General features: G+C 41.8%; 21 protein-coding genes, 1 tRNA gene and 2 pseudogenes. 14 read left to right on the top strand and 10 right to left on the bottom strand.

The annotated features are described in order from the left end of the window. Positions 1–48 precede the first annotated feature (48 nt). Positions 49–495 carry an Rrf2 family transcriptional regulator gene (locus S3O_RS0104020; protein WP_010597781.1) on the top strand — a complete coding sequence of 149 codons (447 nt, stop codon included), beginning with the start codon at positions 49–51 and terminating at the stop codon, positions 493–495. 149 nt (positions 496–644) lie between these two features. Here S3O_RS0104020 and S3O_RS0104015 read toward each other — a convergent pair whose 3' ends face one another. Further along, positions 645–947: a hypothetical protein gene (locus tag S3O_RS0104015; protein ID WP_010597780.1), complete on the bottom strand. Its 303-nt coding sequence runs from the start codon at positions 945–947 to the stop codon at positions 645–647. Between the two features lie 253 nt (positions 948–1,200). On the opposite strand from S3O_RS0104015, the gene S3O_RS0104010 reads away from it, so the two are divergent. After that, positions 1,201–2,769 carry a phosphoenolpyruvate carboxykinase gene (locus S3O_RS0104010; protein WP_010597779.1) on the top strand — a complete coding sequence of 523 codons (1,569 nt, stop codon included), beginning with the start codon at positions 1,201–1,203 and terminating at the stop codon, positions 2,767–2,769. Positions 2,770–2,822: 53 nt separating this feature from the next. On the opposite strand, the gene S3O_RS18030 is transcribed toward S3O_RS0104010, so the two are convergent. From S3O_RS18030 to S3O_RS0103995, 4 genes and pseudogenes are all read right to left on the bottom strand, one after another. Next, positions 2,823–3,224, bottom strand: coding sequence for a pyrroline-5-carboxylate reductase family protein (locus tag S3O_RS18030; RefSeq protein ID WP_010597778.1), 402 nt, complete (start codon positions 3,222–3,224; stop codon positions 2,823–2,825). Further along, on the bottom strand, positions 3,200–3,505 hold the full coding sequence (locus S3O_RS18025) for a pyrroline-5-carboxylate reductase family protein (RefSeq protein ID WP_010597777.1): 306 nt from the start codon (positions 3,503–3,505) through the stop codon (positions 3,200–3,202). Before S3O_RS18025 ends, S3O_RS18030 begins: the two co-directional genes overlap by 25 nt. 131 nt (positions 3,506–3,636) lie before the next feature. Continuing rightward, positions 3,637–4,256: pseudogene (locus S3O_RS13645) on the bottom strand (nucleotidyltransferase family protein); the annotation flags it as partial. A gap of 4 nt (positions 4,257–4,260) precedes the next feature. After that, positions 4,261–5,328, bottom strand: a complete 1,068-nt coding sequence (locus S3O_RS0103995) for an aminoglycoside phosphotransferase family protein (protein ID WP_010597775.1) — start codon at positions 5,326–5,328, stop codon at positions 4,261–4,263. A 447-nt stretch (positions 5,329–5,775) separates the two neighbouring features. Here S3O_RS0103995 and dapA point away from each other — a divergent pair, with 447 nt between their 5' ends. Next, complete coding sequence (gene dapA / locus S3O_RS0103990) at positions 5,776–6,687, top strand: 4-hydroxy-tetrahydrodipicolinate synthase (RefSeq protein WP_029463636.1); 912 nt, start codon at positions 5,776–5,778, stop codon at positions 6,685–6,687. A 217-nt stretch (positions 6,688–6,904) separates the two neighbouring features. Beyond that, positions 6,905–6,996: transfer RNA gene (locus tag S3O_RS0103985), tRNA-Ser, on the top strand. Between the two features lie 20 nt (positions 6,997–7,016). Here the strand turns inward: S3O_RS0103985 and thpR are convergent. Next, a complete protein-coding gene (gene thpR / locus S3O_RS0103980) occupies positions 7,017–7,619 on the bottom strand; it encodes an RNA 2',3'-cyclic phosphodiesterase (protein WP_010597773.1) in 603 nt (200 codons plus the stop codon). Between the two features lie 526 nt (positions 7,620–8,145). Here thpR and S3O_RS0103975 point away from each other — a divergent pair. Next, the gene (locus tag S3O_RS0103975) at positions 8,146–9,531 is read left to right on the top strand and encodes a cytochrome ubiquinol oxidase subunit I (RefSeq protein WP_010597772.1); all 1,386 of its coding nucleotides are present in this window, start codon (positions 8,146–8,148) and stop codon (positions 9,529–9,531) included. Between the two features lies 1 nt (position 9,532). Then, positions 9,533–10,525, top strand: a complete 993-nt coding sequence (cydB, locus tag S3O_RS0103970; protein WP_010597771.1) for a cytochrome d ubiquinol oxidase subunit II — start codon at positions 9,533–9,535, stop codon at positions 10,523–10,525. 365 nt (positions 10,526–10,890) lie between these two features. Here the strand turns inward: cydB and S3O_RS0103965 are convergent, their stop codons facing one another. The 3 genes from S3O_RS0103965 to S3O_RS0103950 form a co-directional block, all read right to left on the bottom strand. After that, positions 10,891–11,313, bottom strand: a complete 423-nt coding sequence (locus S3O_RS0103965) for a hypothetical protein (RefSeq protein ID WP_010597770.1) — start codon at positions 11,311–11,313, stop codon at positions 10,891–10,893. A 256-nt stretch (positions 11,314–11,569) separates the two neighbouring features. Beyond that, entirely contained in the window at positions 11,570–12,145 is a 576-nt protein-coding gene (locus S3O_RS0103955; RefSeq protein WP_010597769.1) for a hypothetical protein, read from the bottom strand. Between the two features lie 716 nt (positions 12,146–12,861). Then, complete coding sequence (locus S3O_RS0103950) at positions 12,862–13,974, bottom strand: aminoglycoside phosphotransferase family protein (protein WP_010597768.1); 1,113 nt, start codon at positions 13,972–13,974, stop codon at positions 12,862–12,864. Between the two features lie 317 nt (positions 13,975–14,291). Here S3O_RS0103950 and def point away from each other — a divergent pair, with 317 nt between their 5' ends. From def to S3O_RS0103920, 6 genes are read left to right on the top strand one after another with little or no spacing between them, the layout of a single operon-like run. After that, positions 14,292–14,801: a peptide deformylase gene (gene def, locus S3O_RS0103945; protein ID WP_010597767.1), complete on the top strand. Its 510-nt coding sequence runs from the start codon at positions 14,292–14,294 to the stop codon at positions 14,799–14,801. Further along, a complete protein-coding gene (locus S3O_RS18710) occupies positions 14,798–15,181 on the top strand; it encodes a methionyl-tRNA formyltransferase (protein ID WP_010597766.1) in 384 nt (127 codons plus the stop codon). The genes def and S3O_RS18710 overlap by 4 nt, the downstream gene beginning before the upstream one ends. Beyond that, positions 15,114–15,452 carry a methionyl-tRNA formyltransferase gene (locus tag S3O_RS18705; RefSeq protein WP_235776160.1) on the top strand — a complete coding sequence of 113 codons (339 nt, stop codon included), beginning with the start codon at positions 15,114–15,116 and terminating at the stop codon, positions 15,450–15,452. The genes S3O_RS18710 and S3O_RS18705 overlap by 68 nt, the downstream gene beginning before the upstream one ends. After that, on the top strand, positions 15,428–15,757 hold the full coding sequence (locus S3O_RS18700; RefSeq protein WP_328264337.1) for a hypothetical protein: 330 nt from the start codon (positions 15,428–15,430) through the stop codon (positions 15,755–15,757). The genes S3O_RS18705 and S3O_RS18700 overlap by 25 nt, the downstream gene beginning before the upstream one ends. Further along, positions 15,747–17,075, top strand: a complete 1,329-nt coding sequence (gene rsmB / locus S3O_RS0103925; protein ID WP_010597763.1) for a 16S rRNA (cytosine(967)-C(5))-methyltransferase RsmB — start codon at positions 15,747–15,749, stop codon at positions 17,073–17,075. The genes S3O_RS18700 and rsmB overlap by 11 nt, the downstream gene beginning before the upstream one ends. Before the next feature lie 15 nt (positions 17,076–17,090). Next, entirely contained in the window at positions 17,091–17,549 is a 459-nt protein-coding gene (locus S3O_RS0103920) for a hypothetical protein (RefSeq protein WP_010597762.1), read from the top strand. A gap of 317 nt (positions 17,550–17,866) precedes the next feature. Here S3O_RS0103920 and S3O_RS0103910 read toward each other — a convergent pair whose 3' ends face one another. Beyond that, complete coding sequence (locus S3O_RS0103910) at positions 17,867–18,775, bottom strand: GIN domain-containing protein (protein ID WP_010597761.1); 909 nt, start codon at positions 18,773–18,775, stop codon at positions 17,867–17,869. 355 nt (positions 18,776–19,130) lie between these two features. Here S3O_RS0103910 and argS point away from each other — a divergent pair. Then, a pseudogene (gene argS / locus S3O_RS20065) lies at positions 19,131–20,839 on the top strand (arginine--tRNA ligase). Further along, complete coding sequence (locus S3O_RS0103885; protein ID WP_010597756.1) at positions 20,839–21,525, top strand: SPOR domain-containing protein; 687 nt, start codon at positions 20,839–20,841, stop codon at positions 21,523–21,525. Before argS ends, S3O_RS0103885 begins: the two are co-directional and overlap by 1 nt. Positions 21,526–21,544: the final 19 nt, after the last annotated feature.

Genomic DNA, 21,544 nt, shown 5'->3' with positions numbered 1-21,544 from the left:
TATATCTATTTAGATATATTCAAAGAATTGATCATTAAAAAAATAGTTATGCAATTGACTCAATTTACGGATTATGCGCTTCGTACCTTAATCTATGTGGCCCTACGTAAGCAGGAACTTTGTACGATTGCTGAGATTGCGCAGAGCTACCAAATTTCTAAAAATCATTTGGTCAAAGTGGTGCATCGTCTCAGTCAGTTAGGCTTATTGAAGACGACGCGTGGTAATAAAGGCGGGATGACGCTCAAGGGTGATCCCCAAAAAATTAATTTAGGGGATTTAATTCAAACACTAGAACCAAACTTTTATATTATTGAGTGTTTTGATACGCAGAATAAAACCTGCCTGATTTTACCGGCGTGTCATTTAAAAAGGATCTTGAATAAAGCGAAGCAAAATTTTTTGCAAACCTTAAAAGATTATACCTTAGCGGATCTCATCACGAATTCGAATCAGCTGAATCGGTTATTTGCTCGCCAACGTAGTAAAAAATAAACAAGGATAACTTTCGATAGATAGCCGTGTGTTGCCTGCTTCACCAGTAACCAACGCACGGCTGTCAAATGATTCGAACTCATCTTGGGGTGAGGATGAGCCAAAATTTTTCGTAAGCATAGCGACTCGCTAGATCTGCTTTTCGCCCGTTAACACGTCTTTGTTGTTGGCGTAGGATTTTTATCTTTGTCTACGGATTGCTCTTTTGGTTCCATTTTTTTGTCGGCAAAAAACATAGACACACATTTTAGATTCTTTGAATACTTTTCATGATCAGGCCCAATGTAATGCATTGCTTGATCGTGTTTTATTTTCTCATCAAAACTAGTCTTAAAAGCCTTAGGACTTTTTAAAAAATCTAAATTGACAATTGAATTGAAAATATATTCTTTAACAAAAATAATTTTAAATAGCGCGTTTCTGATAAGGTGAGTGTATCTCAAACGAATCACGATAATGGCTAGTCGTATAATTCGAACTAATTTTGGGGCAGGAGGGCCAAAATTTTGTGTGAGAAGAGTGACTTGCTCGTAAAAGTTTCTTTGCTAAGAAAAACGGATCTGTGATGTCGAATGAAGCGGGAATACGCAACAAGCAGAGTGGGAGAAAATCTTATCTCGATGCCTAAACGAATCCTTATCTTCCTGGTTTTATCTATGTTAGCATACGCAGCACCCTTGTTTTTCCGTTGAGGAGTGTCCTGTGATGTCATCCATTCATTGTGTAACGCCATTATCTGCGAAAAGTTTTCGGCATTTAACCACCGAAGCACTTATTCAAGCCGCGGTTGAACGACATGAAGGCGTGTTAGCGGCTAATGGCGCGTTATGTGTCAATACCGGGACGCGAACTGGACGTTCACCAAAAGATAAGTTTATCGTGCGTGACGGCAACACTGAAGAAACTATTGATTGGGGCGTCATTAATCAACCCATTTCTGAGGTGCGCTTTCAGGCACTTTGGCAAAAAGCACTGGATTATGTTCAACACATTGATTTATTTGTTTCGGAATTACAGGTCGGGGCCGATCCACACTATTATTTACCGGTAACGGTGTTAACCGAGTATGCGTGGCATAATCTGTTTGCGCGTCAGCTATTTATTGATGAGCCACATTTTCATGGCCATGGTAATAAACCAAAATGGACCATCTTGAGTCTCCCTAACTTCAAAACTGATCCACAACGCGATGGTGTCCACAGTGATGCGACACTGATTATTCATTTAAGTGAGCGTAAAGTATTGTTGTGTGGCCATCGTTACGCTGGTGAAATTAAAAAAGCGATGTTTTCAGTATTAAATTATTTATTACCTGAACACGAAGTTTTGCCAATGCACTGTTCAGCGAATGTTGGCAAAGAAGGCGATGTCGCGTTATTTTTTGGATTATCCGGTACCGGGAAAACGACGCTCTCGGCGGATCCGGAACGTTATTTGATTGGCGATGACGAACACGGTTGGAGTGAAAATAGTGTCTTTAATTTCGAAGGGGGGTGCTATGCGAAGTGTATTGACTTGTCCCCGGAATGTGAGCCACTTATTTGGAAGGCGATTCGCCACGGCGCAGTGATAGAAAATGTGGTGCTTGATCCCAAAACGGGTGTGCCTGACTATCACGATGCGAGTTTAACGCAAAACACACGTGTCGCTTATCCACTCGAATTTATTGAAGAGCGTGTGCCAGAAGGTCGTGTTGAACGTTTACCGAGCGCAGTAATTTTATTAACTTGTGATTTATATGGGGTGTTACCGCCCGTTGCGCGGTTAACGCATGAGCAAGCGGTGTATTATTTTCTCAGCGGTTATACGGCTTTGGTGGGCAGTACCGAGGTCGGTCAAAAAGAACCGATCCAAACCACGTTTAGTACCTGTTTTGGCGCGCCGTTTTTTCCGCGTTTCCCAAAAGTCTATGCGGATCTTCTTCTCAAGCGGCTCCATAGCAGTGATGCGACCGTGTATTTAGTGAACACGGGTTGGACCGGTGGCCCATATGGTCAAGGAGAGCGCTTTTCTATTCCAGCTACACGGGCAGTGATCCACGCTATTTTAACTCACCAGCTCAAAACCGTCGAATGTGAACAACTTCCTGGTTTTAATTTTGCGATTCCTAAAACGTTAGCGGGTGTCGAGACACGTCAATTAAATCCAAAACAGACCTGGGTGGATCCCCAAGCTTACGATAAAAAAGCACAGGAATTAATGCAAAAGTTTATTGATAACTTTAAAAAGTTTGACGTGGACGCCACAATTCGTCAGTCCGGTCCGCAGCGTTAAGTCCACTTGTGATCGACGGTATTGAGAATACACTGAAGAGGTGTATTCTCAATTTAAAATTGAGCTGCAAGTTCTTTAGCCCGTTCCGCGGCGCTTTTTACCGCTTTTTTCACCAGTTCAGGAAAGCGACCGGTTTCAAATACAGCGAGTGCGCGTTCTGTAGTACCGCCCGGCGAGGTGACATTTCGCTTGAGCTGTTCAACCGACTCGGTACTTTCTATGGCCATCCGTGCAGCACCTAATGCGGTTTGTGTGCTTAATTGTGTGGCTGTTGCATGCGAAAGTCCTAATTCAATGGCGGCTTCCTCTAAAGACTGTATCAGTAAAAAAAAGTATGCTGGACCACTCCCTGAAATCGCCGTCACAATATCCATTGCCTGTTCGGTTTTCAGCCAAGTGACCAGGCCGACGCTTTGAAAAATTTCTGTAGCTAATTTTTTTGTCCCTCCGAACAAAATGGATTGGCGATCAATCCGGTCATTCCGCAGCCAAATTGAGTAGGTGTATTGGGCATGCTGCGGATTAACGCGGCGTCAGCAATCTGCAGATTGCTTTGTAATGTGTGTAGGGAAACACCGGCGGCGACGGAAATGAGAGCCACTTCAGACATCACGGCGTATAAAACCTGTGGTTTGACTGCAAAAATTAAGACGTCGACTTGTTCTGCAACGTGACGGTTATCCTGATGAACGTTGACACCGTGTTGTTCAAGATTATCGAGAACAGGACGGTCCAAATACGTTTTGGCGCATAACCCGCCGCTAATAATCCGTGAATTAAGCCGCAGGCCATGTGACCTGCACCAATAAAACCGATCGTTGAGGAGTGCATAACGCTGTTTCCTAAAAGTGAAAAAAATAGATTAATTTAATAAGGAACAGAGCTCTGTTTCAGATACGTTTCAATACGTTGTAATTCATTGACGGTTCCAACATTGAACCAAGGTCCCACGTAATGTTCACCACTTATTTTTTGCTGCTCAATCCCAGAATATAAAACCTTGGAGAGTGGGAAGGTTTCTACGCGATAATTCTCAAAAAGTTGTGGATGGTAAAGTCCTAAATTTGCAAAAGTAAGTTTAGGTTGCGGGTTAACCGCTAAAAATCCGTCGCCAGCCAAATGAAAGTCGCCATAGTGATGAAAGTTCGGATTATCGACCAAAACAAGATGTGCTTGGGCTGATCCTAGATTTTTTTTAACTAAACGTTCTAAGGGGTAATCGGTCCAAATATCGGCGCTTAAGACGATAAAGGGTTCTGGGCCGAGCAAGGGCAAGGCTTGGCAAATACCACCGCCCGTTTCGAGAACAGTCGGTTCGAATGAATAGTTAAGGTGTACGCCATAGCATTGCCCATCCCCTAAAGCTTGTTTTATTTGTTCTGCACGATAAGAAAGATTCATGACAATTTCTGTTACCCCGCAAGCGGCTAACTTAAGCAACTGATGGGCAACTAAAGGTTTTCCCGCAATAGGGACTAAGGGTTCGGAAGTTCATCCGTTAAAGGGCGCATTCGTGATCCACGACCGGCGGCAAGAATCATCGCTTTCATTTTTTTCGATCTCGATAAAGGAAGAATAAGTTAACTCTAAAGGTAAAAGCGTTTTGAGTGGCGCAAACGTCGGATAGCGTTCGCACATCCTATGAATATAAGTCAGTAACCGATCCAGGCTATTTAAGTATTGTGGTTTTTGGTCGCGATAACAAAGCCGAGCAAAAATACCTAAAACCTTCAGATGGCGTTGTAACCCCATCCAGTCAAACCACTGGGTAAATTGCGTAAGTGAAGCGATAGGGGCGGGCGATAATCCAAAATAGAACTCACTGAACCATTTTTCTACGCGTTCTTCTGGCCAATCAATGTAAGCATCTCTTAATAAAGAAACCGCATCGTAAGTAATCGGACCATAGACCGCATCTTGAAAGTCGAGTATTCCGACGGTTTGCTCATTGACCAGTAATAAATTTCGGGAATGATAATCTCGATGCACACAAACCTGTGGTTGTTCTAACGCAGAAACAATGAGTAAGGAAAAAATTCTTTCTAAGGCTTGCTCCTGGGAGACCGTTAAAACAAAACCTAAATGTCGTTTGAGAAACCAATCGACAAAGAGAGCAAACTCAAAGCGCAATGTAGCTTCGTCAAATGGCTTTAAAGGTTGGTGGTTCGGCAGGAGTGGTTGACAGCGCTGCCAGCGAGGAAGCACGTTTAACGCTTGGGTATAAAGTGTATCGGCATGGTGTGTGCTGAATAACGTGAGGTACAGTGCATCGCCCAAATCACTTAATAATAGGAAGCCTTGTTTTAAATCATAAGCGATGATTTCAGGGACTTGGAGTCCGTGTTGTTTAAAATAACGTGCAAGGACGATAAAGGTTTCCAGATCCTCAGTTTCAGGGGGGGCCATCATCACAACATAACGCGCATCGGTTAGTTGAATACGAAAATAACGACGAAAGCTGGCATCATTGGCTAATGGTTGTAGCTCAAAAACCGGCAATGAACAGCTTGTTTGTAACCACTGCCGCAGTGAAAGTGGTTCGTGGTTCAATTGGGACATAAATAATAGGCTCGTTGACTAATCACATTTCCTTGGGTTGTGTTCTTTAAACAAACTGGTCATCTATCTTACACGGTCTGGTTGAGGTCGAACAGTTGCTTTTGTCTGGTGATTAAAAATAGTCAGTCTTATTTCAATTCAATCGTCGCAGCGAAGATCCCCGCATGTTGTGGTTTGTATGGGTAAGTCGCGTTTCATCAAGAGAATGCACTTGCTTATTCATGAGTAGACCCAGTAGTATAGGGTGTCAAGAAAAAACAAAAGATCAAGGCAACAGCCTCAAGCATAACCCGTTTTCTTCACCCATAAGGTAATAAGCTATCTTATTTAGCTATGTTTTTTGTACCTAAAAACATAGGTGAAGGTTCACAGGTGTTGGACTCTATCCGATTTTAGAAAAGTTAATGAAAAATAGTTTATGCGAGCGGTTCGACGGAGATAAAAACGATGTTCCACGGTAGTATGGTGGCGTTGTTAACGCCGATGAAAGAAAATGGCGATGTCGATCATTTATGTTTACTCAAGCAAGTCGATTGGCATTTGGAACAAAAAACCATCGTTGTGATGGGCACGACCGGTGAAGCGGCGACACTCACTCTTGATGAACAAGATCGTATTATTGAGGCCGTCGTAGAACGGGTAAACCATCGAATTCCAGTGATTGCTGGAACGGGCTCAAATTCGACGCGTCATGCGATCGAGAGAACGAAAAAAGCAATGAAAATTGGCGTCAATGCGTGTCTTTTAGTGACACCTTACTACAATTGTCCGACGCAAGAAGGGTTATATCGTCATTATTGTTCGATTGCTGAGGATGTGGCGATTCCGCAAATTTTATATAATGTCCCTAAGCGTACCGGCTGTGATATTTTACCGGAGACGGTCGAACGTTTAGCACAATTTGCTAATATTGTTGGAATAAAAGAAGGTCGCGTAGAACAAGCGCGAGAAATTATACAGCGTTGTGGTCACCGAATGGATGTGTACAGTGGAGACGATAGTTCGGCGTTAGAAATTATGCGTTTAGGCGGCAAAGGTGTGGTGTCTGTTGCGGCAAATTTAATGCCTAAAACCATGCATGTATTTTGTCAGTGGGTTAAAAAAGCTTATGAATCACGGGATGATGCCTCACTTTGGGCAAAAGCCGAAGTCTTAGATGGTGAATTACAACCGATCTATAAACAGCTTTTTGTGGAGACGAATCCAATTCCAGTCAAATGGTTGGCTTCCGAACTCGGTTTAATGGCTTCACCAACCTTACGTTTACCTTTAACGACCTTATCTGTGGCACAACAAGAGCAACTTAAATCAGTCCTCGATTGTTTGCGATCCACAAACTTTACAGAAAGATTGCTATGAAGCGGTATTTTTTATTACTATTAACCTTGATTGTTGGCTTAACGGCGTGTACATCATTCAATCAATACATCGAGGCTAGAAGAACAGCTTACCAGCGTAGTCAAGATCTCGGTGTCTTGAAAATGCCGCCGGGCCTTAAAACAGGTTCTATGGCGTATGTGATTCCGGAGGAAGGTCTGATGGGCCCAGCAGGGCCGATCAGTCTTTACCCAACACCGGAGAGGTACCAAAGTGGCCATAATGGCGCCGACTCGAAATCGGATGAGGATGAATAATCCTACGTGGGTTCGAATCCCACCCTCTCCGCCAAAATAGCGTCTATTTTTCTTTTATACAATAACTGTATCGGGTGAATTCACTTCCACTGTTTTTAAAAAAATCTGTTCCAACGGGGTATAGATTTGTTGTCCGTCTTCTGTTTTTTCACTATTAAATAAAACAATTCGATCGACTAACATGGGGTGAGTATTGAGCTTGAGTTCATCGCGTAGCGTCGGGGTATTATGATGTAAAATTCGACCCAAAGTTAAATGCGGCAGATAAGGTTTTGTCTCGGGTGTAAAATGTAAACGAGCCGCGACTTCTTCTAGAGCATGCGCTAACTCAAAAAGCTCTGAAGTCGGCAAGATATCCGTTGCAATCGCACGTGGCGCGGTAGGTGAGGGGAAAAAACGAATATTCTGGAGTTGTAACGCAAAAGGATTAATTGATCTTATCGCTTGATACGCAAAATCAACTAATTTTTGTTTGAGGCTGGGGTCGGTATTTCCTAAAAACCGCAGGGTAACATGCAGGTTTTCAGGGCAAACCCATTTGACGCGATTTTCTCGTGTTTCTTTTTTGAGTTCATTAATGAGTTGAGACAAGGCTTGACGTAATTCACCATTCAACTGGATGGCAAAAAACAAACGTAGAGGCTCGTGAGTACTCAAGTTTAGTTTCCTTACTTAAAAAACAATGATGGGAACCGTATTTTACAAACAAAGACAGGTCGTTCCATGAAATACATTGCAATACCGTTACTGTAGCGATTACATAGCGATTCATTATAAACGAAATGATCAAATTATACATGTAAGTAATTTGCCTTTGTTTCTGTAACAATAGACTCAAAAACAACCGAACTTGATCAATCACTTGAAACATCCAGATCGTCTTGCACAACAAGCAAAGCAGACAAGCTGAATAGAATCGTAAAATAAATGTGCCAGTTTCGTGTATTTTTGTATAAATCAATTCGAATTTGCTGCAGAGATAAAGTGGGTGCCAATATCAATGAATCTAACGGATACCATAGTTTTAAGCTTGGGTAGAGTCAGCGCATTTTTTTAGGTCCATCCATGCGTTGAGAGGTAAGAATGATGTAAAGAAGTGTATAAAAAAACACAAATTTAGCGCAATATAGGGTATAATAGAAAAATTATCCTATTTTTAAGACGATTTCGATCGGTTTAACTTATGACTATTGATGCCACGTTACTTTCTCGTATTCAGTTTGGCTTTACGGTAGGGTTCCACATTCTATTCCCTACTTTAAATATTGGCCTGGCGATTTTCTTGTCTATTATGGAGGGGCTGTGGTTAAAAACCGCCAATCCGGTGTATATGAAAATAACACGGTTTTGGACGAAGATTTTTGCGTTAACTTTCGGGATGGGCGTAGTCTCGGGTATCGTCCTAGCCTATGAATTGGGAACCAATTTTGGGCCGTTTATCCACATTGCTGGCAGTGTTATCGGTGCGTTGTTTGTTTATGAAGTGCTGGCCGCCTTCTTTTTAGAAGCTGGTTTCTTGGGGGTGATGCTATTTGGTTGGGAACGAGTTGGGCCGAAAATGCATTACTCGGCGACACTTCTAGTGACCTTAGGTACAATTATTTCGGCCTTAGGTATTCTCTCAGCCAATTCTTGGATGCAAACCCCAACGGGTTTTCATATTGAAGCGGGCCGCTATGTGGCCGATGATTGGTGGGCAATTATTTTCAACCCTACAGCTGTGACACGCTTTCTTCATATGTTGATGGCATCGATGCTGACGACCTGTTTTGTTTTGGCAGGGGTTTCGGCTTGGCATCTCTTAAAAAAGAAATATTTGGATGTAGCAAAAACCTGTTTTTCATTTGCTTTGGGTGCAGCACTTATTCTAGCCCCGATGCAAGTTGTGTTGGGAGATATGGTCGGTTTAAAGATCCATGAATATCAACCGTTGAAAACAGCGGCTATCGAAGCCAACTGGGAAACCCAACGTGGTGCGCCATTAATTCTTTTTGCGATCCCAGATAGTAAACAAGAAACCAATCATTACGTGGTGAGCATTCCTAAGCTAGCGAGTTTTATCAATACTCATGAATGGGACGGTGAATTACTCGGGCTAAAGAGTGTGGCTCCGAAAGATCGACCAGTGGTCGGCGCGGTGTTTTGGATGTTTAGAGTGATGGTGGGCATTGGCTTCTTATTCATGTTGGTCGCCTTAATTGGATTATGGCTACGTTTTCGTGGTCGACTGTATGATTCGAGATCGTTCCAACGGTTATGTGTGATCACCGGCCCGCTCGGTTTTCTAAGCACGATTGGTGGTTGGATTGTCGCGGAATCAGGACGTCAACCGTGGATTGTTTATGGTTTGATTAGTACTCGTCATGGTGCTTCGGTTGTTCCTATGCATCAAGTCGCAATTTCTTTAGCTTTATTTATTATTGTTTACGGATTTATCTTCAGTTTTTATCTTTATTATCTTTTTAAGTTAATTAGAAAAGGGCCAGACGCCTTGCCTCAAGAGACAGAATCGGCGACGGATGTGATCACGGAAACCCCTTTTAAGTATATGTCACCTGAGGGTAAATAACATGTCATTGATTTTTATATGGGCTATCCTGATTTCTTTTATCATTTTAATGTATGTTTTGTTGGATGGATTTGATTTGGGGATCGGTATTTTGTTTCCGTGGATTAAACATGGGGAATATCGTGATTTAATGATTAGTAGTGTGGTTCCGGTATGGGACGGAAATGAAACTTGGTTAGTACTCGGTGCGGCGACGCTTTACGCTGCTTTCCCTGTCGCGTATGCCATTTTATTGCCCACGCTTTACATGCCGATTATCTTGTTGTTAGTTTCTTTAATCTTTCGTGGTGTGGCGTTTGAATTTCGTTTTAAAGCACATCGTAGCCAATTCGTTTGGGATTTTGCTTTTTCAGCGGGTTCTATTGTCGCTGCTTTTCTGCAAGGTGTTATTTTAGGAACCTTTGTCCAAGGCTATGGTCATTTCTTACCTGTAAAACATACTGCTTATCAATGGTTAACCCCATTTTCTATCTTTACTGGGGTTGCCGTGGTGTTTGGGTATGCCTTACTCGGCGCCACTTGGCTGATAGGGAAAACAGAAGGTGATCTTCAGGATCGACTTTTTAAGAAGGCCAAAGTACTCCTCGCGGTGGTTTCTTTTTTCCTCTTTGCAGTGAGTATCTGGACGCCATTTATTGAAGCAACCGTCAAACATCGTTGGTTTTCTTTACCTAATTTCTTTTACTTTGCACCGTTGCCGTTTTTTACCATATTATCGATTGTTTTGAATTTTTATATGTTGCATCATCGTAAAGAGCGCGCACCATTTTTTCTGAGTATCGTCTTATTTATACTGGCTTATGTGGGATTCTGTGTGAGTGTTTGGCCGTATATTGTTCCGCATGTTATCTCGGTCTGGAATGCGGCGGCGGCGCCTTCGACACTAAAATTTATTTTAGTCGGCGCTGGGATTTTATTGCCTGTATTGCTGGCTTATACGGCTTATTCTTACCATGTTTTCCGTGGAAAAGTAAAAGCAACTATCCATTATTAAGGATGGCTCAGAAAAAAGGGGTAAAGTGGATTACCCCTTTTTTGGTACTTCTATCTAGCGAGCCGGTGATTTTTTACGGGCCCTGCTAAAATAAGTATAAGAATTGAGTATTTTCTACCCAGTTATTGGGTATTATAAATCATAGGTGATCTGTGTGTCTTTGCACAAAATGATGTTTTTGAAAAAGTTCTCAACAAAAAAGCGAGTTCGTCAGTGGCTTTGGTTTGTTGGTCTTTATCTTACCGGAGTGATTACTGTCGTTACGGTTTCGACTCTTTTCGTTGTCTCATTCCTCATTGAGGTACGGTTATTTTTTCTCTGTTCTCACGCAATTTTTTTTGAATATTATTAAGTTGAGCGTCTCTTTATGGAGAAGAGATGTGTTCCCTTATTTTATTTATTTTATCTAAAACAAACGTGCTCCCCTTTTGTATCTCATTAAAAAAGAATCCATTGCGTGGTGGATGTGTTTTCGGTATCGAAGACGCACAGGAAAAAAGAGCTTTCACCCGATCAATGATGGCTAAAATATCTTCAATTAGTTTATCAAATAAAGGTACTTTTTTTAATTGAACTTGGTTTTCTGCAAGATAATCCAGACAATTTTGTTGATAGTTTTCTAATATTTCTAAACGACCTTGTTGGATAAGTTTAGCGAATATTTCGAGTAGAATATTGATATCAACGGATTCTCTTTCTGGCAGAGGGGATAAAAAAGAGTTAGTAGCGGTGGAGGCTTCTAAGTTAAGAGATTGGCTTGTATTGCTGGTATTTTTTTCGAGAGTCAATGACTCGTCTGAAGCAAGACTATTTTTTTCTTGTCTAGTTTCTTTGTCTTTATTTTTGATTTTATGTTGAATAGAAAGAACAATGTTATTGTATTTTTGTATGCTAGAAATTAAGTTACGAATCAGCTTGATATTTGCTGTCTTTAGGGAAGCATGATTAATTTCTTTTTTTAGAGTATTGTGGTAGTTAACCAGCCAAGTACCGTGTTTTTTATTTTTTTTAATAAGGTATGGATAAACTCAGAGGTTGTTTCTTCTAGTTTAATTTGATCGTTCTGAGAAGATAGTGGAGCAAAAAAATGAGCAGTTTGCTTAATTGTGATGAATAAGTCATTAGCAAATTCAACTTGTTGTTTTTTAGTTTATCAACAATAGCTGTGTCGTCGGTTTCGCCGTATAAAGATGAGATAAAGATAGTGTTGTAAAACTGTATGTTGCTGAGCAAGCAATGAATAAGTCCAATTTGTTCTTTAGTGATCTCGGCGAGGCAAGCTTTATAGGAAGTGATATTTTGTGAGTAAAACGTTTTATTCTTTTGCCATGTTTCATATAACTTTTCAAACATTAAATTAATTTTCTTTTTATTTTCAACCTCAGTTATACAGTGTTGTATTTTGCTTTCTTGTTCAAAAGAAGTAAGCAGCTGATCAAAACAATTTTTTGTTGTACTAAGTAACTTTTCTTTAAAGTGAAAGGGTAGCGCTTGAATTTTCGCTTGAATTTCAGAAAAATAAATGGTGGTTTTTTCTTTTATTTGATTAGATATTTCATGTTCCGCATCATTAGTTGACACTTTATAAGTGGTTATCTTAAGCTGTGAATTTTTTGGCATACGTTTATGAGGTCCTCTTTAATAATTTGTTTTTCTTATAATAAAAATCTAAATTTCCAAAGATTACTTTTTCGAGAAATAGCTTTTGAATCTATCTTTGGGCTACTTAAGAAAATAATTAGTTTCTTTTTCTCAAAAGATGAAAGAAACTAATTGATTTTTTAATAGAGAAACTCGATTTCCTGTGGGAAATCTTTATAAAAATTATTTTTATTTGAAATTTGTCTTGCTGATTTTGTAGATAATTTATGACTAATCTTTATATTTTTTGTAACATAAAGTTACCAGTTAGTTTATATTGAATTGTTTTGATTATTATTTTTAATAATATAAGCTCAAGCTGTTTCTTATAATCGGGCTATGGGTATATTTTAAGATAAAAATAAACAGCGATGGCTTGGTTCACAATGTTTGAGTGATTGCTAGATACTATTCAAATCGATTCTGAAAAATAATTTATATTTAAAGCGAGTTAAGCGATATGCTGTATTTAATGAAATTACAAAATATTTTTTAATAAAAAACGTTCCATTTTGTAGGAGGTATTTTTTATTAAAAATCTTTACAACTAGTTTTGATAAATAGTTTCTTATTTTCAATTATTTAAGAGCAAAACTAGGTTTACTTAGATTTATTTATTTCTTCAGGATGAACGCACAAAGTAGGAAAAATGACGCCTGTCAAAGCTATGTCTTGTTAATTTGATAAGAAATCGTTTAAGGCTGCGTTGGCGAAGCAGTACTGACCGGAACAAACGTGGGTAAAGAGGTCGGGCAATGAGCTTTAAAAAAAGCCAGTTGCGTATTTTGTAAGCTTTGTTTCGTCAAATCATCCAACGCATCAAGTGTTTTTTGTCTGTAAGCCAAGATGGTTTGATTCAGTAAAGTGCTTCGATATGAATCTGCACAAACAAATTGCGCGGTAAACTTTGCCCATAAAACTACTGAAAAATAATGAATGGGAATCGCTAATGCAATGCGCTGTTTTAGTGAAGCCAAGTTTATTTTGTGTGTTTGCGCGTCACATTCGGTATATTTTGTTAAGAAAAAATTTCGCTGTGTGGTATTGAGTTCTGAAATAGCAAATAAACGAGCAAGATCGTGTGCTGGATCCGCGCTTCCTGCAAACTCCCAATCAATCAGTTGAAACTTTCCGCTTTGCGTGATGACCACATTCCCATGATGTAAATCGCCATGGGTAGGACACTCATCAACAGAAAAAGATTCTAATTTCTCAATACATTGGTGTTGAATTCTGGCCAAGAGTTGTTGTTCTTTTTGTGTTAATAGTACTTGAATCGATAAAAATGGAGTCGAATTTTCCTTAAAAAAAGCCAAGGGTGTCCACTCATTTTTTTTGAAATGGGCCTGACTGTAATGTAATCGTTTGACAAGATAAGCGAGTGACTCAAGATGAACGGTTTGATCGAGATCCACTGGCGTTTGTAAGCCAGGTAAATAGAGCGTGATTAATAATCGATCCGGGATGGAATAAGCTTGCAACTCTAAAGGCGAGAAGCCAAGCGCGTGCACCGTCTGTAAATGATGCACTTCGATCGCTAAATCACTGCTAAGGGGGCATTCCTTTTTTGGTAGACGAATTACAAACCGACCGACATGATAGGTTTGGTTTGAATAACCACCCGTTAGCGCAATAAAGTAATTCGGCTGTATTAAATGGCGGCGTAAGATTTTTACAATTAATTCTATGTTGAAATACGTGTAGGAAGGACTTGAGTGAGAAAGGCATGTTAGACGATAAATTAGAGCTTGAGTCCAGTCTGGATCAGGTTGACCCAGATGAGGAAAAATATCATTTGTTTTTGACATTTTGCAAAAAATTGACGGTTATTTAGATAAAAAGGTTGAGTATCGTAGCGAAAGGTAAAGCAAAACCCTATTGTTTTTTCTGAATTACTTGTAAGTAAAACCCGTTTGCCAAGTAAGATGTATTGAAAAGTTGTCCAAAAAGTACGGTCTCGTAGTGGTCTTTTTTATAAAAAAATAACTTTTATAGCGTAAATCATTGACTATCTACCTTAAAAATCGCACAATCTGTTTGTAAAAATATTTCATCAAACATACGCCCTATTTTTCCATTGTGATGACACGGTGTGTGGGTTCATGACAGAACAGGTATCATACGTATGGCTCTAAGAACAATCATCCATTTGCCCGATCCGCGTTTACGTCAGCCGACTGAATCGGTGACCGTTTTTGATGCCGAGTTACAAGCGCTTATTGATGATATGTTTGAGACGATGTATTCAGTAAAAGGGATTGGGTTGGCGGCACCACAAATTGCAGTGAGTAAAAAACTCGCTATCATTGATGTTTCGGATGATCGCTCAACGACCCTGTGTTTAATTAATCCGACCTTAGTGGAAAAACAGGGTGAAGCGCTTTTAAAAGAAGGCTGTTTATCGATTCCAGGAGTATACGATGAAGTCCCACGCGCTTTATGGGTCAAGCTTTCCGCACAGGATCGTGATGGCCAACCCTATGAACTGGAAGCAGAAGGCTTGCTGGCCCATTGCATTCAACATGAAATCGATCATCTGAATGGCCGCTTATTTGTCGATTATTTATCACCACTTAAACGCGAGTTAGCCCGTAAAAAGGTCTCAAAAACGAAACGTAGACAAGGTGGCGCTTGAAGCTAATTTTTGCGGGAACGCCAGAGTTTGCGTTACCGAGTTTGCAAGCGCTCGCTCAGTCCCGACACACGATTTGTGCAGTGTATACACAACCTGATCGACCCCAGGGACGCGGGAGACGTTTATCACCGAGTCCAATTAAGCAGTTTGCGCTCGAAAAGGATTGGCCTATCTTGCAGCCGTTAAGTTTACGGTCACTGGAAGCCCAACAAACACTCGCGGCGTGGCAAGCCGATTTAATGATTGTGGTGGCTTATGGACTAATTCTTCCTAAAGCGGTGCTGACATTACCCAAAAAAAGGCTGTATCAATGTGCATGCCTCGTTATTACCACGTTGGCGTGGTGCGGCACCGATTCAGCGCGCGATTTTAGCCGGTGATTCAACGACGGGTATTAGCATTATGCAAATGGATGCCGGTTTAGATACCGGCGATATCCTTCAGCAAGTGGCTTGTGAGATCGGTCCAGATGAAACCGGCGGGACGTTGCAAGTTCGTTTAGCTGAACTCGGCGCACGCGCCTTGCTCAGTAGTTTAGAGCAGATTGAAACCGGCAATTACCCACGCGTGCCTCAGCCCGAGAGCGGAAGTACCTACGCGAAAAAAATAAAAAAAACGAAGCGGAAATACAGTGGGCGCAAAGCGCTGTAGAAATTGAGCAGGCTATCCGCGCATTTAATCCAAAACCGGTTGCGTACACATTTTTAAATAATCAGCCTGTGCGTATTTGGCAAGCACAGGTTTTACCGGATGTTGCCCAGGAAAACTTAACACCGGGAACGTTAATCCAAGTCAGTGATCAAGGCCTAGATGTGATGACCGGGCAAGGTATACTCCGTATTTTACAGTTGCAATGGCCAGGAGGGCGTTGTTTGCCTGTAAAAACGGTCTTACACGCTAAGGCCAGTCAATTTGTTATCGGCACTTCTTTTTTCGGATCGACACATGACGAATAATAATCAGTCAAATGCCCGTGCGCTAGCGGCACAAGCGCTGGCGAAGGTGATGCAACAAGGTGTTTCTTTAACCGAAGCGTTAGCCACAGTGCGCAGCAATATTAAAATCGATACACGGGATCAGGGGTTTATTCAGGAGCTCTGTTACGGTGTTTTGCGTTGGTATGAACCGTTACAATGTGTGCTATCCCCTTTATTACGTAAAAAACTTCCGCCACGAGATCAAGATATCCAAGCATTATTGCTTTTAGGGCTCTATCAACTTATTTATCTTAAAACAGCGGATTATGCGGCGCTTCACGAGACCGTACAAGCCGCAAAAACGCTGCAAAAAAACTGGGCGGCACCTTTAATCAATGCGATATTACGTTCTTTCCAGCGACAACAGGCGAGCTTACTAAAAAAATGTTCAGCAACCGACGAAATGCGTTATGCACATCCAAGCTGGGTGATTGATCGCCTACAACACGATTGGCCTACCCATTGGTCGGCAATTTTAAATGCGAATAATGAAGTACCGCCCCTAAGTTTGCGGGTCAATACGTTAGCGACCTCCGTTGAGGCGGTTTTGGCACAATTTCAAGAAAAAGGAATTGCCGCACAGCGCAGTGCATTGAGTCTGGTCGGGATTCTCTTAGATAAGCCGCATCGGGTATTTGATTTGCCAGGTTTTTGTGAAGGAAAGATTTCTGTACAAGATACCGCTGCTCAATTGGCGGCACCGCTTTTAGAATTAGCGCCGCAACATACCGTTTTAGATGCTTGTACGGCACCAGGAGGAAAGCTCGCCCATATTCTCGAAAGTCAGATGCAATTAAAAACGTGTGTTGCGATCGAAAGTGATGCCGCGCGTTTGCAGAAAGTGAAAGAAAACCTCGAGCGTTTGCATCTTGATAAACAGCGAGTTCGTTTGCTTCATACTTCGGTACAAGCGTTTGCACAGGATTGGCAAGGCGAGGGATTTGATCGGATTTTATTAGACGCGCCTTGTTCAGGAAGTGGTGTCATCCGCCGCCATCCAGATATTAAGCGTTTACGTCGTGAACAAGATCTTGCTACACTCGCACAACAACAAGTAGAGTTATTAACCGCACTCTGGGCACTTTTAAAGCCAAATGGTGTGCTGGTTTATGCGACCTGTTCAGTATTTAAGGAAGAAAACAGTGAGGTGATACAAACGTTTTTAGCGCAACACCCCACAGCGAATGTGTTGCCCATCGCCGAAAATTGGGGAGTGGCCTGTTCTGTGGGTCGGCAGTTATTTCCTCAAAAACAGGGAAGTGATGGGTTTTATTACGCAAGATTAATTAAACAGTAGGGTGAGGCGAGTCTGATGAAAAAACAGCGTACAAATAAACGGGTTGCAGGACTATTAATGTTGATGATAAGTGGTTTGTTAACGGCCTGTACTACGACCGATGACCCCATTCAAAAAGCAATTGATCGTCAAAAACAGGCGGAAGCACACGCCGCTAAAAAACAGAAACAAACGCCTGTCCCGCAGCAGACGATTCAAGTGATTCAAACACCCAATCGTTTACGGATTGTTTTGTATAGTGACGCATGTTTTGAGCCCAGCGGCCATCGTCATATGCGCCCTCTTTGTGTTAAACAATTGGATAAGACGTTGGATTTGCTCCAATCCTATGGTTCAGGACCGATACAAGTGCTTGCTTATACAGATGATATGTATGATGCAAATACTGCGTTTAAAATCGCACAACGACAAGCAGCGATTACTACTGCATTTTTATGGTCGCGAGGAAGGGCGACAGGATTTTGTTGCGAGTAATCGTGATATCAAAGCCAGTGTGGCCAATCGTCGTGTTGAAATCGTCCGTGAAAAATAGTGTAGAAAAGACACGCATCGCTTGTCGAATCAGTGCTTAAGGGATGTGTCACAACGTATTTCTCGATCACATAGTCCTTAATGAGTTATTTTGCTGAATTGATTTTATAGCGTTGATTCCGCTCGTTTGTTTGTGGATAAACAAAGTAAAGAAAAAGGTCGGTGAGCTTATCCAGGCGGAGTGTCGTTTGCCGGCTAGTCAAGCTCGTTTGCAGAAAATAAGGCATCAAATAAGCTTGATTAACCAAGGTAAATAAAGATTAACGTAACGCTAAGACAGTCCCTCGCTCAAACGTATACGTATTCATCAATTTAGCCGCTTGTGTGTAATAAATATGACTTTGATCTTTGGCTGAAGTACTGAGTTGATTATTCACCGATACGTTCGCCGTAGATTGATCGGCTGTGGCAATAAACCCATTTTTGCTTCGTAAGGATTGCGCGTCTAAGCGTGCCGTTTGTGTTAATTGAACATCGAGTGTATTGACGACGCCAGCGAGAGCGAGTTTTTGCTGCCCTGTTAAACGAATGGTTAAACGCGGACTATCCACCCAATACAAGGATAATTGACCTTGACCGGTTAAGTTCACCGAATTGAGATGTGCGATACCGGTGAGTGTAACGTTTCCATCGTTGCGACCAGAAATGGTCAGAGAGTGACTCCGCAAGTTATCAATACGGAGGTGGGTTTTGCCATCTAAAGTGAGGGTAGTTAAATTTAAATGTTGGGTATGCAAATCAATTGTGCCCGATCCCCGAGCAATGAGTTTGAGCTGCCCGCTCAGTCCGCAGCCGACCAAGCGTCCATTACTCGCAAAATCGATTTCTTTAAGTTGGTCCGGTGTCACAATCACACGGACACTTAATCGTTCACCCGCTTGCGGAAGGTAGTCCCAGCGTGTTTTAAGTAACAAGCGACCGTCTTTAAAGGAAGGTTCCACCGCACGGACACTTTTTGGATCACCGAAGAGGGTGACTCTTTGAGTGGTCGAAGGGATCATTTTTTTGGTTTGAATGAGAACGTTAATTCGCCCTTCGACAGCTAATCTCTGGAAAGCACCGACTTGAGGCACCGTCCGTTGAATGAATGAATTGGACGACGTCGCGGCGATAGTCGGCCACGAAAAAGCGAATAGAACCAAGGGAATAAGACGAGATAAGTACTTCATGGGACACTCTCATTGTTTTTCCTGGATAGTATCGCTATTTCACTATTTTTTCCAGCGCTCAGAGAGGAAAACGAGCGTGGATCTCTCTAAAAAATCATTAGGAACACCTATTTTTTGGTTCGCAGCAGAAAAATAAGCTTCTAGCAAATCGTGTGTGCTTGCCGAGTTCAGTTAACGCACCCAAGTAAAAGGGTGTTTTTGTGGGGGCTGTTGGGTTATAGAGGGTAGTAGTGAGTACAGAGGGTAACATTTTCCAAAACAAAGCGGTTCGTTCGTGGCAAGATGTGTGATATTTTTCCTTAAGCGTATTCGGTTATAATTCAATGCGACCGGCATTTGGTAAAGAGTAACTTTCATGAAACAAATTATCCAACAAGAAATTCAATCGGCATTAGCCGCCCAAACAACTTGGGAGATTCCCGCCTCTTTTTCGGTGCAAGTGGATTATGCACGAGATGAACAGCATGGCGACTATTCCAGTAACGTGGCCTTGGTTTTGGCGAAACGTTTTAACCAAGCCCCACGCCAAGTTGCTGAGCATATTCGGGCGAAGATTGATTTAACACGCCCAAATTCTCCTATTGAAAAAATTGAAATTGCAGGCCCTGGATTTATCAATTTTTCTTTAAAAAAGACCGTTTGGCAGACGATTATTGATACGATTTTGAGCGAAAAAGAGGAGTTTGGTCGACAGGTCCCTCATCAAGAAACACCGATTCTCATTGAGTTTGTTTCATCCAATCCAACTGGCCCGTTACACGTCGGTCATGGACGGGGTGCTGCGTATGGCGACACCTTAGTTCGTTTACTCAACGCAGCCGGTTATACCGTTCAGAGTGAATACTATGTCAATGATGCGGGCCGGCAAATCGCCATTTTAGCGACCAGTGTTTGGTTACGTTATCTAGAAATCTGTGGTGAAACGATTCTCTTTCCCAGTAATGCTTATCAAGGTGCGTACATTCGTCGAGATTGCGCAATCCTTGCGTGAGCAGAATGATCCGCAGTTTCGCCATTCTGCTGAACACGTTTTTAAGGCGATTCCTCCCGATGAACAGGACGGCGGTGATAAGGAAGCGCATATTGATGCGCTGATCGCCCGTGCGCAGCAATTACTGGGCGAACAAGCCTATCAAACGATCGTGATGATGACCCTAAAAGCAATTCTTGGCGATATTGAAAACGATTTACGCGAGTTTCGAGTCGTTTTTGATTGTTGGTATTCGGAAAGAAGTTTATTTCAAGACGGAATTGTCGACGAAACGATCGCCCGGTTAAAATCACGCGGTGTCACGTACTCCTCTGCTGGCGCATTGTGGTTTCGATCGACCGAATTTGGAGATGATAAAGATCGGGTTTTAGTGCGTGAAAATGGACAAGCGACTTATTTTGCTGCGGATGCGGCCTATCGACTGGCGATTCTAGAAAAACGCGGTTTTAAAAAAAATGATTAATATTCTTGGCGCCGATCATCATGGTTATGTGGCGAGAATTCGTGCGGTCATTGAAGCGTTAGGGTATTCAGGAGCGAGTCTTGAGGTTCTGCTCGTGCAGTTTGCGAATTTGTATCGTGGAAAGGAAAAGTCAGCGGTGAGTTTGTGACATTGCGACAACTTCGTACGGCGCGCGGATCAACACATGGATTTTGATTTGCAGCTCGCTAAAAAACAATCGAATGAAAATCCAGTCTATTACGTACAATATGCTTATGCAAGAATTTGCAGCGTATTTCGGCAATTAACTGCTAAAAATCAAGTGTGGGACGCTGCCGTAGGTCGTGTTGCCTTAGGTCGTTTACAAGCCGATCAAGAAATAACATTATGTAAATGGTTGACCCGTTATCCGGAAGTACTTAAGCAAGCCGCCCAAGTGCGTGAGCCGCATCTTGTGGCGCATTATCTGATTGCTTTGGCACAAAACTTCCACACTTACTATAATCAACATGTCTTTCTTGTCGAAGAGAGTGACTTACGCAATGCGCGTTTAAACTTAATTGCCGCAACACAATGTGTGATAAAAAATGGATTAACTTTATTGGGTGTCGAAACAATGGAAGTGATGTGATGGCTAAAGATTATGCAAAATATACCCTGTATCGAAAATCGCGCTCAAAACGGAACCGGCTTTGGACCCTTTTAGGATTGACCATTAGCTTATTGATTTTAGCGATAGTGCCTTTCCTTCTAACGCATCGGTCGGCCTCTGTGCAAGAAGATAAAAAGCATCTAAAACCGCTTGTTCGGCCTAAGACGGCTTTACTTGAACCTCCTAAGCCTTTATCTCCAGAACCTAAATTTGATTTTTATAACGTATTACCGAATCAACAACTGACTTTATCTGATTCGATACCAGCACGTACAAACCAACGTTTAGTGGTGCCTAAAGTTAAAGATGGGTTGCCTAACAAAAAAGTGGGGCAAGACTCTGTGCCTCTATTAATTTCCCCTGAACAGTTAGCCATTGCAGAGGCCAAAAAACAATTAGAACACGAAGTCAGTCAGTTTGACGCCAAGGCCGTCGGCTATATTCTCATTTTGGGCGAGTATCCAGAAGCCCAGCAGGCCGAACAATCACAAGCGCAAGCCTTACTCAAGGGTTTTCCGGTAAAAAGTATTCACTATCAACAGCAAGGTAAGGAAATTTATCAACTGTTTGTCGGTCCTTATCCGGATTTGGTGAGCGTAGCTGAGCAAAAAAAACGGTTGATCAAAGCAGGGATTTCCACACAAGTTACAAAACAGATCGCCTAAAAAACCAATACTTTGTACA

Source organism: Rickettsiella massiliensis 20B (assembly GCF_000257395.1).
Classification (GTDB): domain Bacteria; phylum Pseudomonadota; class Gammaproteobacteria; order Diplorickettsiales; family Diplorickettsiaceae; genus Diplorickettsia; species Diplorickettsia massiliensis.
This window is presented reverse-complemented; position numbering and strand designations above follow the sequence as displayed.

What these genes read in the sequence shown, in the direction of transcription:
- S3O_RS0104020 (WP_010597781.1), top strand. Translation starts at nt 49, where the DNA reads ATGCAATTGACTCAATTTACGGATTATGCGCTTCGTACCTTAATCTAT.
- S3O_RS0104010 (WP_010597779.1), top strand. Translation starts at nt 1,201, where the DNA reads ATGTCATCCATTCATTGTGTAACGCCATTATCTGCGAAAAGTTTTCGG.
- S3O_RS0103995 (WP_010597775.1), bottom strand. Translation starts at nt 5,328, where the DNA reads ATGTCCCAATTGAACCACGAACCACTTTCACTGCGGCAGTGGTTACAA.
- dapA (WP_029463636.1), top strand. Translation starts at nt 5,776, where the DNA reads ATGTTCCACGGTAGTATGGTGGCGTTGTTAACGCCGATGAAAGAAAAT.
- S3O_RS0103975 (WP_010597772.1), top strand. Translation starts at nt 8,146, where the DNA reads ATGACTATTGATGCCACGTTACTTTCTCGTATTCAGTTTGGCTTTACG.
- cydB (WP_010597771.1), top strand. Translation starts at nt 9,533, where the DNA reads ATGTCATTGATTTTTATATGGGCTATCCTGATTTCTTTTATCATTTTA.
- S3O_RS0103955 (WP_010597769.1), bottom strand. Translation starts at nt 12,145, where the DNA reads ATGCCAAAAAATTCACAGCTTAAGATAACCACTTATAAAGTGTCAACT.
- S3O_RS0103950 (WP_010597768.1), bottom strand. Translation starts at nt 13,974, where the DNA reads ATGTCAAAAACAAATGATATTTTTCCTCATCTGGGTCAACCTGATCCA.
- def (WP_010597767.1), top strand. Translation starts at nt 14,292, where the DNA reads ATGGCTCTAAGAACAATCATCCATTTGCCCGATCCGCGTTTACGTCAG.
- rsmB (WP_010597763.1), top strand. Translation starts at nt 15,747, where the DNA reads ATGACGAATAATAATCAGTCAAATGCCCGTGCGCTAGCGGCACAAGCG.
- S3O_RS0103920 (WP_010597762.1), top strand. Translation starts at nt 17,091, where the DNA reads ATGAAAAAACAGCGTACAAATAAACGGGTTGCAGGACTATTAATGTTG.
- S3O_RS0103910 (WP_010597761.1), bottom strand. Translation starts at nt 18,775, where the DNA reads ATGAAGTACTTATCTCGTCTTATTCCCTTGGTTCTATTCGCTTTTTCG.
- S3O_RS0103885 (WP_010597756.1), top strand. Translation starts at nt 20,839, where the DNA reads ATGGCTAAAGATTATGCAAAATATACCCTGTATCGAAAATCGCGCTCA.